Annotated in this window: 15 protein-coding genes and 1 tRNA gene; 8 read left to right on the top strand and 8 right to left on the bottom strand. The window is 48.0% G+C overall.

All coding sequences use genetic code 11. The annotated features are described in order from the left end of the window. Window positions 1–29 precede the first annotated feature (29 nt). From QQL54_RS10570 to QQL54_RS10560, 3 genes are all read left to right on the top strand, one after another. On the top strand, window positions 30–791 hold the full coding sequence (locus tag QQL54_RS10570; protein WP_284390434.1) for a class I SAM-dependent methyltransferase: 762 nt from the start codon (window positions 30–32) through the stop codon (window positions 789–791). A 1-nt stretch (window position 792) separates the two neighbouring features. Further along, window positions 793–1,416, top strand: coding sequence for a class I SAM-dependent methyltransferase (locus tag QQL54_RS10565; protein WP_284390432.1), 624 nt, complete (start codon window positions 793–795; stop codon window positions 1,414–1,416). Window positions 1,417–1,677: 261 nt separating this feature from the next. Then, on the top strand, window positions 1,678–2,505 hold the full coding sequence (locus QQL54_RS10560) for a class I SAM-dependent methyltransferase (RefSeq protein ID WP_284390430.1): 828 nt from the start codon (window positions 1,678–1,680) through the stop codon (window positions 2,503–2,505). Window positions 2,506–2,838: 333 nt separating this feature from the next. Here the strand turns inward: QQL54_RS10560 and QQL54_RS15475 are convergent, their stop codons facing one another. Then, the gene (locus QQL54_RS15475) at window positions 2,839–3,015 is read right to left on the bottom strand and encodes a DUF6429 family protein (protein ID WP_348520731.1); all 177 of its coding nucleotides are present in this window, start codon (window positions 3,013–3,015) and stop codon (window positions 2,839–2,841) included. A gap of 168 nt (window positions 3,016–3,183) precedes the next feature. Between QQL54_RS15475 and QQL54_RS10555 the strand changes: the two genes are divergently transcribed. Further along, on the top strand, window positions 3,184–3,657 hold the full coding sequence (locus QQL54_RS10555; protein ID WP_284390428.1) for a GNAT family N-acetyltransferase: 474 nt from the start codon (window positions 3,184–3,186) through the stop codon (window positions 3,655–3,657). A 162-nt stretch (window positions 3,658–3,819) separates the two neighbouring features. On the opposite strand, the gene QQL54_RS10550 is transcribed toward QQL54_RS10555, so the two are convergent. From QQL54_RS10550 to QQL54_RS10525, 6 genes are all read right to left on the bottom strand, one after another. After that, the gene (locus QQL54_RS10550; RefSeq protein WP_284390426.1) at window positions 3,820–4,173 is read right to left on the bottom strand and encodes a hypothetical protein; all 354 of its coding nucleotides are present in this window, start codon (window positions 4,171–4,173) and stop codon (window positions 3,820–3,822) included. 593 nt (window positions 4,174–4,766) lie between these two features. Continuing rightward, on the bottom strand, window positions 4,767–7,823 hold the full coding sequence (locus QQL54_RS10545; protein ID WP_284390424.1) for a DUF6493 family protein: 3,057 nt from the start codon (window positions 7,821–7,823) through the stop codon (window positions 4,767–4,769). Further along, window positions 7,820–9,151: an SWIM zinc finger family protein gene (locus tag QQL54_RS10540; protein ID WP_284390422.1), complete on the bottom strand. Its 1,332-nt coding sequence runs from the start codon at window positions 9,149–9,151 to the stop codon at window positions 7,820–7,822. Before QQL54_RS10540 ends, QQL54_RS10545 begins: the two co-directional genes overlap by 4 nt. Window positions 9,152–9,605: 454 nt before the next feature. Continuing rightward, window positions 9,606–11,216, bottom strand: a complete 1,611-nt coding sequence (locus QQL54_RS10535) for a M48 family metalloprotease (protein WP_284392485.1) — start codon at window positions 11,214–11,216, stop codon at window positions 9,606–9,608. Window positions 11,217–11,402: 186 nt separating this feature from the next. Further along, window positions 11,403–11,789, bottom strand: coding sequence for a hypothetical protein (locus QQL54_RS10530; RefSeq protein WP_284390420.1), 387 nt, complete (start codon window positions 11,787–11,789; stop codon window positions 11,403–11,405). A gap of 22 nt (window positions 11,790–11,811) precedes the next feature. After that, entirely contained in the window at window positions 11,812–13,650 is a 1,839-nt protein-coding gene (locus QQL54_RS10525; protein ID WP_284390418.1) for a CHASE2 domain-containing protein, read from the bottom strand. Between the two features lie 674 nt (window positions 13,651–14,324). Between QQL54_RS10525 and QQL54_RS10520 the strand changes: the two genes are divergently transcribed. The 4 genes from QQL54_RS10520 (at window position 14,325) to QQL54_RS10505 (ending at window position 16,812) form a co-directional block, all read left to right on the top strand. Beyond that, a complete protein-coding gene (locus QQL54_RS10520) occupies window positions 14,325–14,594 on the top strand; it encodes a DUF3489 domain-containing protein (protein ID WP_284390415.1) in 270 nt (89 codons plus the stop codon). Further along, the gene (locus tag QQL54_RS10515; RefSeq protein ID WP_284390414.1) at window positions 14,591–15,100 is read left to right on the top strand and encodes a DUF2924 domain-containing protein; all 510 of its coding nucleotides are present in this window, start codon (window positions 14,591–14,593) and stop codon (window positions 15,098–15,100) included. The genes QQL54_RS10520 and QQL54_RS10515 overlap by 4 nt, the downstream gene beginning before the upstream one ends. A gap of 14 nt (window positions 15,101–15,114) precedes the next feature. After that, window positions 15,115–15,918: a recombinase family protein gene (locus QQL54_RS10510; protein WP_284390413.1), complete on the top strand. Its 804-nt coding sequence runs from the start codon at window positions 15,115–15,117 to the stop codon at window positions 15,916–15,918. Between the two features lie 525 nt (window positions 15,919–16,443). Beyond that, entirely contained in the window at window positions 16,444–16,812 is a 369-nt protein-coding gene (locus tag QQL54_RS10505; protein ID WP_284390411.1) for a hypothetical protein, read from the top strand. A gap of 198 nt (window positions 16,813–17,010) precedes the next feature. On the opposite strand, the gene QQL54_RS10500 is transcribed toward QQL54_RS10505, so the two are convergent. After that, window positions 17,011–17,087, bottom strand: a tRNA-Ile gene (locus QQL54_RS10500).

Raw genomic sequence — 17,087 nt, 5'->3', positions numbered from 1 at the left:
ATTTTAGCCCTCGAATTAGGGAAACTGACGTGACTGCACACACACAAACGCTTGGGAGGACCGACGAACCCGAATCAATTCCAGTTGTTGAGGGATGGGTTGGCAATTGGCGCATTTCCTTGCGCCGCCGCAATTATAGCAATGATGAGTTATGCGATTTATATGAGGTCCAAGCCAGAGATTGGGACGATGGTTTGTCCTCAATGCGAGTGCCAGAAGCCTATCACCGTATCCATACCGCGTTGGACACACAGGGCGAGCAATCACTCGATACTCCTAAACGGGTTTTGGATTGCGGAATCGGCACAGGAGCATTCTCGACTGCACTTATAAAATCGACGCCTTACCCGATTGAATTACACGGGGTGGATATCTCACCGGAAATGATCAGTTGTGCTCGAAAGCAGCTTGAACGCTATGGCGTGACGCCGCACCTATCCGTCGCCGATGCTCGCAGCCTACCCTATGGGGACAATCAATTTGATCTAGTTATGGCCGCCCATATGCTCGAGCATCTAGCAGAGCCACAGGCCACTCTTGCAGAAATGACACGAGTTTTAAAACCGGGTGGACGACTGCTGTTGTGCATCACGCGCAACTCGCTGCTTGGACGGCATATCCAACTTAAATGGCGTACCCATGCCATTAATCGCCAAACGGCCCGGCGTTGGTTGCAGGCAATAGGGCTATCGGACATCCAATTTCCCAAACCCCATCGCCAACCCGCATTTAACAATAGAACCCTGGTTTGTTCGGCCCGCAAACGCCCGTATAATCAACAGAAAGACTGACATGGCCAATATTGCGAAGTTCTGGGACAAAATGGCGGAAAAGTATTCTAAGAGCCCCGTCCCCAATGAAGAAGTCTATCAAATTAAAAAGGATCTTACTCGCGAATATTTCACTTCGGAAAGCACAATTTTTGAATTCGGATGCGGAACTGGCACGACAGCCATTGCCCACGCGCCCTATGTGAAACAGGTAACCGCCACGGACATATCGACCGAGATGCTTCGGATCGCTAAAGATAAGGCCGCAGCCGCAAAGGTAAACAATGTCACTTTTGAGCCATGGGATGTGTCCACGGGCCCGCTTCCCGGTACCGATTATGATGTCGTATTGGCGCTAAGTATTTTACATCTGGTCGACGATCTACCGGGGGCATTAGATAAATGCAGTGGCTTACTTAAAGACGGTGGAGTTTTGGTTTCAAGCACCGTTTGTCTATCAGACAAAAAGGCATTTCTTCGCCCCATACTTGGATTTCTCAAACCGCTTGGATTGGTTCCCTTTGTTGCCTTCTTAAAGAATGAGGAACTCGAAGAACAAATGCAGAGTGCAGGTTTCCAAACCGTTCACCGCTGGCATCCCATCGATAGCGATGCCGTATTTATAATTTCAAGAAAAGCCCAATGACCTATCTTATGGATAAATTTTTTATAGCAATTGGGTTGGATGAAACCGAAATTCGAGAAAGCGCTTATAGAGGGTGGCTTTATGTCGGGATGGTTTATCTTTTAGGCATAGGGTCAGCCTTCGGAGTCATGACATTAATTGGATGACCAAAAATAGGGGTAGTCGTATTTTATACGCGTAGGATACAAATTCCAACCGCTACAGGCGTTCAACCCCCCACGGTTGTGAGTCGCACGAGCAAAAAAAATAGGGAGTGTAAAAGTGAATAATCAGGAACAGTCAGACTTTTGGAATGGAGAGGTCGGTCAGCGTTGGGTTGCATTTGCAGATCAGTTAGACGCGATGCTTTTGCCTTTTGCTGAACTAGTTTTATCCGCAGCAGAGATATCTACAAATGATGATGTTCTCGATATTGGTTGCGGGGCAGGTGAACTTTCCCTGATGGCGGCCCCTCTGGGAAATTCTGTACTCGGCGTCGATATTTCCAAACCTTTGACGGATATAGCCTCGGAACGAGCCGCTTTAGAAGATAAAGTGCAATTCGCTCGGGCAGATGCGTCAGAAATTTCCTTAGAGAAAAAGAGGAGTGTCGTTATCTCTCGTTTTGGCGTCATGTTCTTTTCGGATCCGGTTGGAGCATTTGAGAATGTCCGGCGGCAGGTAAGACCTGACGGTCGTGTAGTGTTTGTTTGCTGGCAGTCTCCTTTGAACAATATATGGGCAAAAGCGCCATTAGAGGCTGCCATGTCTCTTTTCAAAGAAATGCCCAGCCAGCCCTTGCCTAAGACGCCAGGCCCCTTTGCCTTTTCAGAACCGTCATACGTGACAGAAGTTTTGACGGATGCCGGCTGGAAAAACATTGAGATTACAGGCTGGACAGGTGATATAAGATTGCCAGGAGAAGACGCGAGGGAGACCGCAGCCTTCATGATGGAAATGGGACTACTTTCAAAAATTATGAAAGAACAGGAGTTAGATTTTGGTCAAGTTCAAGAAGCTTTAGTCGAGAACCTCAGTCAATTATCCAATTCGGACGGAACCGTTGATATGCAGGCCTCTGTCTGGCTAGTGAAAGCGAGCAATCTCTAAATACTACCAGTCTGGGCGTTTGGAAGTTTTAAACAATCGAATCAAACACGATGGAATTGGATGCAGAAAATAAATTGAGTTCAGGAATTAAACCTTCGTGAGACTTGGTAATATTTTTGAGATTTTCAGAAGTAATACAAGAAGGCCGAAATGTTTCATAATTTGCTCTTGGCTCCTCTTGGATTACACAACGGGAAGTTATCCCTAATGAGTGCCTAAAATCGCGCAGCTAAATCCGCTTACGTACACCTAAGGTTAAAATTTTCAGAGATCTTTAGATTTAGCAAGTAATTCTTCAAACAACCGTTTGGACTTCTCTAACCCTTCATTTGATTACACCACAGACTTCGCTTTAGCAACGGGATCGGAAATGAACCCTTTAGCATGTAATCGCTCCATCACCATCCAATCGGACGCCTTCCAATTACGAATATGCTCTTCTCGATTTAAACTGTGTCGCCCTAAATATAATAGAGCTAAGACGGATTTATCAATATTCTCGTCATCCATGGGTAAACTCTAATGAATGTGTTTATACCGCGGGCGCGGAAGTATTTCAAATCTGAACTAGATCCCCATAGCGGATCCTAGCTGGTAACACACTGAGACGTGGATCATGGGCTATTATAATCTTTCATTCGGCAATAAAGCTCAACAAAATGGGAAGGTGAACACTAAATGCATGATGACATTACTTTCGTGAGATTAACTGAGATCGACGCGTCTCAAATTCTTGATCACATGACTGACCCACGGGTGGCGGAACACATGCCACTTCTCAATTCGAAGTGGACGATGGATATGGTTACTGATTTTGTCGCGTCGAAAGAGGAATGCTGGCATAAAGATGGGCTTGGATATTGGGCAATATTACTAAACGGTAAGTATGTTGGTTGGGGTGGCTTACAATCAGAAGAAGGTGAATGGGATTTTGGATTGGTTTTGCGGCCAGAAATTTTTGGGTTAGGCCCACGAATTACAAGAAGAGTGATTGAGTTTGCATTTGCGGATGATCGTATTCAACTCGTCAAATTTTTAGTGCCGCCTTCTCGAAAAAACTTGAGTGCGTTTGATCGTCTAGGAGCGAGATATGTCGGCGAGATTGATTGCAACAATACCTCATTTTTAAAGTATGAACTAAGAACCGTTTAGCGTCGCTTTTTCATTCGAGAGGCCATAAATGATTATCACATACACCAAAAAACTTTTGATGGATAGGCAATATCCCCTTAGCGGACATTAGCCCAGTGTCTTAGTTGAGGCGATTTAAGGACGCTCAGTTTCAGAGATATATCTGGGAATGCCTTCATAGGATTAGAAACTATCTCGATACATTAAGGCTGCAGCTTCTTTTACACTGATCGGTTTGAATTTCGGATAGTACTTCTTCTCAACTCTACTAAAAAACCTATCAAATAGTCCGATTTTATTTGGTAAAAATGGCATCACAGATTTTATTTGAATGACGGGAGGATGAGTGCCTTTTGTTTCCTTTATCAATCCGATTACATCCAGCATGATATATTCGAAGAGACCAGCATCCAGTTGAAGGTCATGGAGCAGCAAAGCTTCCTCATTTTTGAGCAATACTATGTCCTCTGCTGGTGTCTCATTATGAATGGCTGTCAGAAGAAGACCGCAAAATTCATCTTGCGTGATTTGCAACATTTTACTCTTCTACTCGAGAAAAGCGCTTTTGGGAAGATTTCGGACTCTGGATTGTATTTGAATGCTGGGTATTTGTAGACCTCTCCCTTGACGGCTTCAGGTCTGTTTCGGATGGGAAAGTACAAACGCGAGTTAGCCAGCGGGAGTTTCTGATGACGCCTCGAACCTATTATACTCTCAGGACCGTCCATGTTGTCATTTCACTTTGCGTTCTTGCTACAATATATCTGAGCGCCACGACAAACCTGCTTTGGTACTTGCTCGTAGTACTCCTTAGTCTGACAGTTTTGCGCCTTCTCGATCGGTCTTATAAAAAACAAAACCCTGAGGTGTGACAACGCTACTCGGTCAACGGCCTAATTTGGAATTGCTTTCTGCTCCGCCCCCCCATCGCCATCTTGCCATCGAGGTATTCAAGACAGCGAGAACGGACACTGCGTCAGCTTCCGGAATGATGCGAGTTTAAAACGCTCGATTTTAGACTGCTTTGGGCCAAAAGCTAAGCTTAGTTGGCATGCTGAGGCTTTGACGTCTAAACCCGCTTCTTTGCTTTCTGTGAACCGAGCCAAATAGGTGTCAAGAAATCCTCTTTATTACATGCTATAGACGTATCGCAGCCTAGATCTAATGGCCATGGAGCGAAGATCTGAACGGTCTTCGGTCGAAACATCTGGTAATTTCAAAATTGATTTCGCAACCTTGGCGGCTTTCGAACTTCCATTAAAACTCTCAAGATATACTCGAAATACGGGCCTGACCCCACTATTCGCCAACGCCATAGATTGCAGAGATACGTCAAGCAGATCGCCTAATGCACGACGTTTGGTTTCTAGTTTTGGTAGCCATTTCGAAAGGACATCCGCGATGATATAAGCATGTAATGGCGAAACTTGGGCGACCTGAAGCATGGCTGGTCCAGGACGATTCAACTTAACCCAATCGGTGCGAGACAAGCGCTCAAGTGTAGAAACAAACCTCTCTGGGTCGAGTTGCCCGCTATCAATTCCTTCAACCAACGCATCAATCGAAAGCCGTTGCGCATCCGCATCTCTACCGAAAAGGGCGAGGCACAAAACCAGATATGCCATTTCACTCCATGGCCTATTTTTTTGGAACAAGGCATTCATGGCTCCATGCACAGGTTCAAAACTATTCGACTTCGTATCAATACGTGAAATCATTCCCCTAATCGCTGAACGATAGGACATGGCTGGGTATAGTGGGAATAGTGTTGCGCGCCACTGCCGCTCTTCCGCTGTCACATCTTCGTAGTGATACCGCTTCCTTATGGGATGTTGGCCCAACATTCCGGTTGGAAGCCTCTTCTCATTCACTGAAACCACTCTTTTGAATAGTCTTTTCTTGGGTGGTTCTAAAATTGTGTTCTCAAAGACTATTCGATCTTCATAAATTTTTGCATTTTCAGTTTTCCAGCCAAGGCTTCTTGGGGAAATTGAGCCAGCTACATTGCTTGAAAGGTTCAGATGGGCAAACGCCTCAGACCAATCCTTTAAAGGGTTTCTTGCTCGGGCGGCGCTCATCCAAACTTCTATTTTCAAACTGCGAGAAATATTAGGCGTCTCATCCGCGCCCAACACAAAAGCAGCAAGGTCTCTAAAGCGGCCAGATAACATTAGAGTTTTTGCAGCAGCTTCTAGCCGGTTATCTGGTGCCAAACGCAGTAATGAAAAACTTAGATCAATATCATCTATGTCATGCCTGTTTTGGACGACGGATAGCCGATCGACCCATGTAAGCGGGCAAATCCAACCATTTTCATGCGTAGGTGCACAAAGCCTTCCTGGTGTGCTTCCCTTTGCGATTAAACTTGTCAGCAATCTGAAATGAGTCTGCATAGGCGCAACCTCTCTTAGCTTCCGCCTTTGACTCTCAGAATACCAGTCACTCGCGCTATCAACGATATTACTTTTAAATTTCAAACTGAGATAAGTTTTGACAAGATTTGCAAATTGCCGTCCACCAGGAGCGACTTCATATTCCGCATCTTCACTCATCCCTAAGCGATGCATTAAAGGGATAATTCGAGCCTGAAAATCAGCGTCTTCGATCCGCGGTATTCTCGCGATCCCATCCGCAATACGTTCGGCTTCAGTCTTATCTAGTGGCATTTCGATATATGTGGCAATCGCTGACAGTAATTCGTCTTGCGTTTGAATGGGTTCAATCGGAGCTACCGTATGAAGCACGCGCAACTGCATTATGTCCGAGGTGATAGGTCGATAAGTGAATGGTTTTTCAGACAAAAGATCTAAGCCCCAAGACACACGATCAGAGTCCGAGGTATTTTTAAGCACCTCCAAGCTATCGTTCAAATCTTCAACAAATGCTTCAGCTTCAGCATTATCCTTTCCAGAGAGGCTTGATAGTCTACTCGTCAAATGTGGTGAAATAAACTGACTATTCGAAGCTATATCCTCTCGGAGTTGGGGAGAGAGATTCTCGGAATGAAGTTCAAACATCTCAATGGCAATCGTTTGAACATCTACATTTTCATGATTCAGGGCTGGCAGTAATGCTCCAAATATATCTTCGATGAACTTAGGGTCAGATTTTGCCATTCGCCCCAACAGCTTAATCGCCGCCACTGGATGACTTTTTACGGGTAGTGAAAACAGCGTTGGAAGATCATTCAGAAATAGACCCATGTCCAAATTCTTGGCTTTGTAAAGCACCGCCAGCTGATCAAGTCCAAACCTTGCGACTGGTCCAAAAGGGCTTGCAAATAGCTCTCTATAGTTTTCCTCATTCGCCTTTAACTCTGCAGGGGAAGCTCTGAGCTGTTTGTGAAACTTCGTTATTCCTGAGAGTTGATTGGACTTTAAATCTGCCGTTAGAGCTGCAAGTGATTCCTCTAAGACTCGTTTTCGATCCAAAGTTCCGTCTTCGACCATTTTCAACAGAGCTTCCGTCCAAGTTTCATAGTCTAATTCAGCACCCTTTCTTAACCAACCGTTTGTATTGAACGCGTTACTTTCTACGGCAAACACACGATAAACATCCTCCATGAGTAAGGGTGATGATTTGAGTTGTTGACTGATTGGTGGAACACGGCGTTTATCATTTCTGCCGTTCGTCGTGCGCATAAGCCAATTTGCATAGCTAGAAATATAGTTGTCTGTTTCTGGCTTCGGGATCAGATCGTTTTCTATCAGTTTTACGACGAATGGGAATGACACACGCGGCCATTCTGCGGCAATAAGATGTTCTATCCATTCGCCCAGCCAATCAGGTTTCCTATCCTGTACTATTTGGAATACTTGATCTTCAATTGAACGAAACCAAACGGTATCCGACTTCAAAGCGGAAATCGGCGCAACCGCTACAAGCGCCAATGTTGCACGCTTTTGTAGAGAATCCACCCAATCGGGGCGAGTGAATATATGCCCGGTCGCCGTCTTTTTAACGCTTTCGTTATGAGCTTTCTTTAGCAGTTTATTCAGTCGATCCGAAGCCCCTTTAGCCGCTTCAAAATCCCAAGCATTCGACGATCGGTGAATATCTCGAAATAGCTTCTGCGCAGTCTTTGAGAGGTTCCGGCGCTCTGCATCTGAAAGATCAGAGAAAGCCTTCCGAAAGTGTTCGAAAGAGTCCTTTCCAACGACAAGCAGTTCTAGCTCCTCTGGAGTCACGCGTCAGTTTCTTGTGTAATTTGGGCGGCCAATATATGTTTGCAGGGCCCGCGATTGCCTTGATGTTTGGAATACCATGGACAGGTACATTGTCCCTTGCCGTCATCATCTAGCTTAACCTGATGGATTGTCCCTGTGCCGCGTACAAGAAAAACGCCACCACCATTGATCTGGACTCCTTTCTCATCAACCAGCCTTCGAGCACCTTTTAAACGAGGCTGCATCGCTTCAACCTTTGACAGATCGAATGGTAATTCCCGGTGAAAATAATTTTCGGAGATTGCGTCGTAGCCAGCCAAACCTCGAGTCGACAAAACAGCTATTACGTCTTCAACGACCCGCGTTTCCATTCCAAGTTTCTTTGAAACATCGTCAGTTGATATGTGCGCGCCCCACGCCAATTGCGCGCGAATTTGCGCAATCACCGATTCTTCCGGTGCACGAGCCAATTCTTCCAAAAGCTGACCTTCTCCGGAAAACCCGCGATGTACCTCCGGAGACAATACCAACAAGAAGGAGCCGCTAGACAGAACAACTTCCCAAGCGCTCGTTCCCTCATCCTTAGACGCCCAGACGCGTAGTTTTTGCGCTAGTGGTAAAAGCGACTCTATCGCTTTAACACGGTGAGTGCCTGTAAACTTCACGGCTCCTCTTTGAGGCCTCATAGAAAGGCGTAGGTTACGTCCTGTTTGAACAGCATAACTTACTTGTTTCGGGCCAGACGATTTCGGCAGACTTCTGGAGAACCTCAAAGCCTCTGCTGCCGGAACTTCGAATTTTAGTTTCAAACGTTTCTGATATGATTGGACCTCAGAAAAACTTTTGATCCAGCGAAGAGGCAATTTGACTTTTTTCTCAACGACGCGGTCTCCGCCCCTTGACAGAGCGACCTCGTCTTTGCCGACTGCGAAGTCGACATCTTCGCCATCTCGAAGACGGAGCAATGCGTTTCGCATAGGTTGATTGAAATCAACATTGGTCGTTCCACGCCCTTGTCGCGTGCTGTCAAAGCTTTCAGCTGGAAGATCAATTCGAGCATAAACCCCGCAACATCCGGAAAAACCCTCCAGGCGCAATAAATCTTCGTGACTGGTTAGAACCGGGTCTAGAAGAGTTGGCATTGGTTTGAAATAATGCGTGCGCACAACCTCGGATAATGTGTACATCATCATCCCCAGTTCACGGGGCGCTCTTGCGCGGCCATCAAAGAAATAAGGCTGTGTCGCGTCCGCACTAAACGTTGCCAAAGATAGACCGGGTCGACCATTCGAATTTGCCGCAACCTTGGAAAAAAATCCGTATTGATATGTAAAATCAATTGCAGCCATGACCTCCCCTTCTACCGAATGCTTTAGGTGACGATTTCGATTCAATCAAAGTGGATTTGGTATCATACTCAGATGTATTCAGAAACCGAGACAGTTCCAAATGTTACTGTTACGCAAACATTGCCAGCGTCCGTTTTTGGGCTCTTTAGGAAGTTCGCAAATCGTTGCTTCATCCCCAAAGCGGACGTTGGCTCAGTGTCCTACTTGAGGCGAATTTAGGACACTGACGCGTTCGCACTCAATCGGTCCAAGGTATCCTTGCAATCATATTTTGAATTGCAGTTTTGATGAACCTTATGACTGAAGGCATTACCTATGTTGGAAGTTATGTCTGCAACCACCCAATAACTTGAGTTCAAAATTGCCGAGCGCAAACACTAAGGCCATCATGATCTTGGATGAGCGAAATATGATGCAGCTCAGTTTAGCACGTCGCCGCATTTAGAAAGGATCTCTAGAGGTCAACAATTTTCCCAAGTCCAAGAGGGCCATTATCCTCTTTGGCAAGCAAATGTTCGATGCTTTTTTCGCATGCCTTCCGCACGGATTTATTCTCAGAGGCCTGACACTGACCATTCAACGCGAGAGCTTCATCTGGTTTGTCGAACCGTAGTAGCATCTGAATTTTCTCGATAATGAAAGCATCCTTCCCGAAGACTTCCATCCCTTTGTCGAGGGTCTGGAGTGCAGGCCCTTCCATATCTTGGAAGGCGTAGCTATGCGCGAGTTTTGAATAGACATCCATCGCGACATCGGCGTTACTAATGGCGCGACTATAGTGGCCTACCGCTTCTTCGAATTTCCCTTCCGCATAAGCAACATGTCCCGATGCGCTTATGAAATCGGTATTGGAATATTTGTTCCCACTGATCACACTTTCGAGCGCTTCTTTCGCACCTTTTAGGTCACCTTGCAGAAGAAAGGACATAGCTTGGTCTGCGGCCGCCGTGGGAGTATTCTCACGACTAAAGTTATCCATAAGGCTTGCAAAGCTCGCCATCAGGCCCGCATCGGCAGTTTCCTCTGCTTCCTTGTAGAAAATACTATAATATTCATCGATGGCATCCACACGTTTGCTGGAACGATGGTAGAGGTGCACTTTTTGTTTATTGAGACGCCCCATCAGCTGTTTCAGCCCGAAGTCCAGAAATGCAAGTTTGAGATTATCTTTAACAAGCCCTCCCATATTGCCGCCGTTAAAGAGGGTCGCAGGAGCAGCAGAGAGTATGCGCTCAGAGGCAGCCTCCATAGATTTCGACGCTTCTTTGCCTAAAGCTTTGACCTTGCCTTCAAGAGAGTCATCGTAATCCTTGTAGAGCCCTCTCAAAGGTTGGGCGCCTTTACGGGCTTGAAAAACGGCATCCGTATTTTTGACATCTGATAAGAGATCTATGGCCATATAATCAGCCAATTGCTCAGCTTCTTTTGTAAAGGGAGCATAAGCAAATCGGTAAAGCTCAGCCTCGACCCATGGGGACGCCACGGCGCCGACCATCAAGGCCTCATTCGCTTCCTGTATCTCGTCCGACAATCCGACATCGACGGTTGCATTCACTTGGTTTGCGATCTGCACAGCCGCAAATCCCGCCGCCACCATGTCAGTGAAGATTTTGGTGTCTTTCTGTTTCTTGGCGTAGACCTGAGGATGCCGATAGAGAAGGTGCGCATATTCGTGAGCAAGAATGTATGCCAGCGCGTTCGTCTGTTCTTCGGGGTCGAGATCAAATTTCAAATCTTCATATTCGTCGAGAATCTGACCATGAGGCGCTTCCCCTGCCAGAGCTTGCAGAAGGCCCACAGAGACAACGATAAGATCTTGATTGATCGCATAGGCAGACGCCTTGGGAATGTTACTAATTTTGATCTTCGGGTTCACTGAGAGGTCTGGACTGCGCCGTCGAATTTCCGAAAGAATTCGTTCCAGATCGCGAACAGTGCTGGGATAATTTCTGGTCGTAGCGTCAAGCCGTGCAAGGTCATCAATTGAGAATTGACGGCCAACACCCGAACCCGCTGCTAGGGCTTCACCGTTCTCATCAATGGTCGGAACTGTATAGGTCGTCATGACGCGGGCTTCTGGAATTTTCGGATTGGCTTCCGCTGTAACGGCGTATGACGACACCGCGAACAAGGCGAGGACCGTGTGACTGAACGTGCCTCGTATAGATAGATGTGACATGCGCCGCCCTTTCACAATCCCTAATCCCGATCCTGCCGACAGAATGTCATTCAGTCAGGCCCATGAGCGAGATTATCCGCAACTTGTATTGCCTGTCCCGGAACCGGGCACACCGCCAAGGCTCGGACCACCCGACCCGCTTCCAGAGGTGACACACGCAAACTTGGCTTTTTTAACGAGAACAGGCCCCTCTGGTCTTTGCCAGAAGTAATGCTGGCCATCTTCACAATCGAGAAGCCTGAGTGGAAAGGCAATTTCATCTCTTTTCAGGGTCGATTTACCAGGAGCCTTAACAACTTTACCGTCGACAATCGTGTAAAGTTCAAGGGTCTGCGATTTCAGACCGTTTTTTGATTTAATAATGACATCAGAACATTGTGGTGCGGCAAAAACCTGATGAGACGCGATTAGATTGGCCGCGACGGCAATCATCACGAGCCAGCGCAGTGTCGTCCTCATAGTTTAGCCCCTACTCAAACATCTACGCCACACGCTCAGCGTGTTCTTTGGCAAATATCTCTAAAATTAATATCATGCCCAAAAGACTTAACGCAACCTCAAAAATGTTGCCTAATGGCCAATTCCGCAAAATTGATATGAGCGTCATGCTGCCGATGGCAAAGACAAGAATAGTGGCCGCATAACTCGCCCATCGGATGTGGTAGGGCTGCGCCAGCTTCCACGGATGTTGAAGATTATGCTTTTTCTGCCAGATCAAAGCCATTACAGCAATTGCCATGATAAGGCCGCTGATAAGGTCATCCGCATCCATGGCGAAAAAGACATTGTCTGGTGGAACATCAGCTGACAGCCCCATCTCAATAAGATTGTCGAGCGCCATGGCATGAATGAAGATACCTGGTGCATTTCCATAAACGGGCGTATCAAAATTGTCCGCGAGGTAAGGAATGTCCGCCCCGACAAGAACAATCTTGTCCCTAAGAAGAGAATCCAACTGTGAAGCGGGAAGCCCTGAGAATAGATCCCCCGCCTCAATAAAGGTGTGGTATGCGCATTTTGCCGACGATCCTGCTCCCGGACGACTGACGCCATAAGTCAAATTCTGAACGGCAAATCGAAGCGCATGACCCATCCTGTCGCCGCCTCCATCCGTCTGACACTGTGTCATAAGGTAAGCCCAGCCCTTTTTCTTTTCTTCTTCATCATCTTTCTTTTTCTCGGCTTCATTATCTTCGTCAGTCGCGGGGAGAGGAAGAAGAGGGCTGCCATATCCCCACCGCAAGGCTATACCTGATGAACGCGCCATAATCTCTTCACGTTCACTGCAAGAAGCGGGCACATTTTTGGATCCCGCTCGGTCAGCACAGAAAACGTCAAAGAGGGCAAATGCGGCCTGATCTAACTCTGTGTTGGGGTCGAGTCCGCTTTGGTGGCGTATGCTTGAAGGATAGATAAACGCCGATTCTGTATCCACATTAATACCGACTGACATGGGTGGTCGCGTTGTTCGGATACGCGCATAGTCCCTTAAGGGCTGTAGCCCATCATCTGCAGGCAATATATCAGGACGTAGTGTTTGGCGTCCGATCGGCCCTATGAAAATAGGGATTTCGCCATCCTCGCTAAAGCGAATACGCGATAGGCCGTTTGCAAAAGCTTCGATGTCAGAACCGACGCTGACCGTGTCCCGAACTGACTGGAGACCTTGTGCTTCGGCCTGCAATGTTGCGAATGCATCTAAAAGGTTTTCTTCGCCTTCAAGGTCGAGCTCATTGGAGCCCGCTTCTTGCTGCGGTCGGAAATAATAGAAGTCGAGAAATATAGCTGTCGGAGAATAGGTCGCGATTTTCTCAAGGATAGCAAGCTGCGCATCATAGGATGGGGGCCAGAAGCCACCGCCAAACCGAGTCTCCATATTTTCAGGTGTTATAAGGATTACCAAGATTTCGGATTGAGCCACGCGGTCCCATCCGCCGTAAAGAGGGCTCGAGACCACATCAAAAAAATCTGAGACCTGCCGGTCACCATACGTATCAGTACGGAATGGATCAAATATCGCGGTGAGAAAGTGGAAGATAACAATCAGCGCGCCTACAATAGACGCCCTAGATAAGACTTTATCATCTAAAACGCGAAGCAAGATCGCCAGAGCGATAAAGGGGTAGAGGATAAGTGTGAAAAATCTTCGGACAATCCGTAACAGAGCGTCCTTTATTCGGGGCGGCAAAGATCTAAGGGTAAAGCTCTTCTTCCGGCTCGGTTGAGGGTCAGCATTCTCTATAACATCATTCGATGATGCAACCTCTGCACCTGATTTCTCAGGCGCTTCTGATGATGGCTGAGTCTCCTTATTCTTCAAAGCGTGACCTTACCTGTGCGTTTGACCATTGGGCAGCCTTCGAAGCGGATTAACGACCAAATCCCACGTCTCCATCTTTATTCAAGCGGGCTTCGTGAATTCCTCATCTATAGCAGCGATATACTTTTTCGGATATTGGGCAAGCCTGCACAATGAATTCAACGATCTAAAGGCCCACGACACCCTATATGTTCGAGAGGGTGAAAAATAGGATTTTTAATATATTATGGAAAATGGTGCAGTTAGAGGGTATTCTATTGAACACTTTTGATGCGTTTGATGAAACCCTTGCATATGAGTTTTGGGTGTAGGTAGAGGAGTACAACGAGTTGTTGGATTACAACTCTTCTGAGCCCTCTGATCTAAAGGCATCCTCCATATGCTCCCGAATGCCTCCTTATACTCGATAGTATCAGACTATGAGTGTTGAGCCGAAACATTGAACTTGCGTTCAACCGTGCGCTATCTTCACGCAGTTAATCTCTGACAAACAGCCAGCGAACGTTTTTGGGCGTTTTACGCCTCTGAAGTCTCACCAAATCATCTCACCTTTTCTTCCAAGAATGACTGGACTTCCGGCGCATAGGAAGCGGTAGTGTGTCCACGGCCCGGCGTAAGGGCCTTGTCTCGGTACGAGCGTCCGCAGGGTGTGGGCGCAATTGACGGAGACACTCATGATCACACAGACACTAAGCAAAACACCAACTGACACCTCGGACATCACCCCGCCTCGCGACGGCACAAAGCAAGCCAAGCTGGTCTCGCTGCTGTCCCGCAAGAGCGGCGTCACTTTGGCAAAAGCCAGCGAGAGCCTTGGCTGGCAGAAGCACACCATTTCTGCGGCGATGACGGGACTGCGCAAACGCGGCTACGAGATCATTCGAACAGAGCGCAAGACTGGCGATAGCGTCTATATGATCCAACCGGATCAGCACGCGTCATGAACGCGACCCGCAAGGTTGCACAGGGCCTCGCCGCGCTGGAAAGCTTGGACCATTCGGGCCTTAAGGCCCGGTGGAAAAAGGAGATTAGCCGCTCTGCGCCCAAGGCCGCAAGTCGGCTCTTCCTCCTGCGAGCGCTATCCTATGAGCTCCAGGCAAAACATGCACCGGGCCTGTCCAAGGCAGACCAGAAGGTTCTTTCACGATCGAGTGGTAATACCATCACACAAGATAGCCCGATCACCGATATCGCTGACGCTGACGCTGATGGGTCCGTTGCGAGTACGACCCGATCCTCTCCCTCAAAGCCCCGTATCGCCCTTGTGCCGGGGTCTCGTCTTGTCAGGGAATGGAATGGGAAGCCTTATACTGTCTCTGTGATTGAGGAAGGCTTTGTCTATAAGGACAAGGTCTGGTCTTCGCTCAGTGCCATCGCCAAGGACATCACGGGAGCGCATTGGTCCGGCCCGCGCTTCTTCGGCCTGAACACAAGCACAGTATCTCATTGAGAAAGGGCTAACTCATGTCTCAGACCAAGATGCGTTGCGCCGTCTATACACGCAAGTCGACGGAGGAGGGCTTGGACCAAGCGTTCAACTCGCTCGATGCACAAGCTGAAAGCTGTAGCGCCTATATTCTCTCTCAAGCGGGTGAAGGCTGGACCTCGACGGGTCAGGTTTATTCAGACGGCGGTATCTCCGGCGGGCATATGGAGAGGCCCGGCCTTCTTGCTATGATTGCGGATATAGAAGCGGGCCAGATCGATATTGTCGTCGTCTATAAGGTCGACAGGCTGACACGTTCACTGGCAGACTTTGCCAAGCTGGTCGACGTCTTCGATAAGCATGAAGTCTCGTTCGTCTCCATCACTCAGGCCTTCAATACGACCACCAGCATGGGACGGCTGACCCTCAACGTTCTGCTCTCCTTTGCTCAGTTCGAACGAGAGGTCACAGCGGAGCGTATCCGAGACAAAATCGCGGCGTCCAAAAAACGGGGCCAGTGGATGGGCGGGCTACCGCCTCTTGGGTATGACAACATCAACAAGCAGCTGGTCGTGAATGAGCTAGAAGCTAAAACCGTCCGTCACATCATGATCCGTTATGTTGACCTAGGCTCCGTCCGCAAGCTCAAGGGAGAACTGGATCGAGACGGCTACCTCACCAAACTCCGAACAACGAAGAAACAGTCTCAACTTGGCGGCAAGCCGTTTAGCCGGGGCCACCTCTACAAACTTCTCTCTAACCCGATCTATATCGGCAAGATCAGGCACAAGGGCGAGGTCTATGCGGGGCAACATGATCCCATCATCGCCACGTCTCTATGAGATAAAATTCAAGCGACCTTAGAAACCAATGCGCCCAAGCGGCGACGCTCCATCAACATCGCGTCCAACAGCCTGCTGACAGGCTTGCTCTATGATCAGAATGATCAACGACTGTCTCCGATTCATTCAAAAAAGCCGAATGGTCGGCGGTACCGCTATTATATCTCAGCCTCGCTTTCCAAGGGCGAGAGGGATGATGGGAGCGCCCTTCGACTTCCGGCCAAGCAAATCGAGGGGATTGTTTTGGACCGGATCACAAACCTACTCTGCGGTACCTCGCGTATTATGGAAGCTGCGGACCTTCAAAACCTGAACCCGTATCAAGTCTCGAAGTTAAAGGACCGTGCAACCGAACTGACGGTAGATCTCACATCGAAAAGTTCCGAAACCCAAAGGACAACACTTATTGATCTGGTTCAGCGAATCCATATTAGTCCAATTCAAATGAAGCTCATGCTCCGCCGAAGTGCTCTGCTGCCCGCGAACGTAGTTTCAAGAACAAAGATCAACGACGCTGCAAAAACGGTGATCACCCTACAGTATCCACTTCAGATGAAGCCGTGCGGGGTTGAAACGAAGCTCATCATTGGCGGTCAAGCGCTCGGCGAGCCAGATCCAGAACTCATCAATCTTATTGCGAAAGCGAGGGACTGGTATGAGGGATTAAAGGACGGTCGTTATTCATCCCAGCTACAGATTGCGGCTGAATATAGTCTGGATAAGGCGGATGTTAGCCGAGTCCTAAATCTAGCGTTTTTATCACCTAAGATCGTGAACACCATTGTAGCGGGCGATCATCCAGCAGAGATGACAGTCCAATCACTCAAAATGAGTGCCGGGAACCTACCCTCCGGTTGGCAAGATCAAGCGAATCTCTTGGGCGTTTGCGCTTAAGCCACGACCCTCCAAGCATCTCCAACCCAACGAGTTGATCTCAAAATCCGGCATCTGAGACGCCTCGTGAAATTGGCGAAAAAACGGCTGTATTTGGGTCTCTCCTAGCGTCTCACGAGAGGAGTGACTCGGCCAAACCCCCGTTAGTAGGCGGTTTTCTCACCATCCATGAGTTGAAGGCCAAAGGCGCTGGGTGCGTGGTAGGGGGAGAGGGACTTGAACCCCCAACCAACCCGTTATGAGCGGGTGGCTCTAACCAATTGAGCTATCCCCCC

This window comes from Algimonas ampicilliniresistens, from assembly GCF_030159955.1.
In the GTDB taxonomy this organism is placed as follows: domain Bacteria; phylum Pseudomonadota; class Alphaproteobacteria; order Caulobacterales; family Maricaulaceae; genus Litorimonas; species Litorimonas ampicilliniresistens.
Note: the sequence above shows the minus strand (reverse complement) of the source record. Positions and strands in the feature narration are given on the sequence as shown.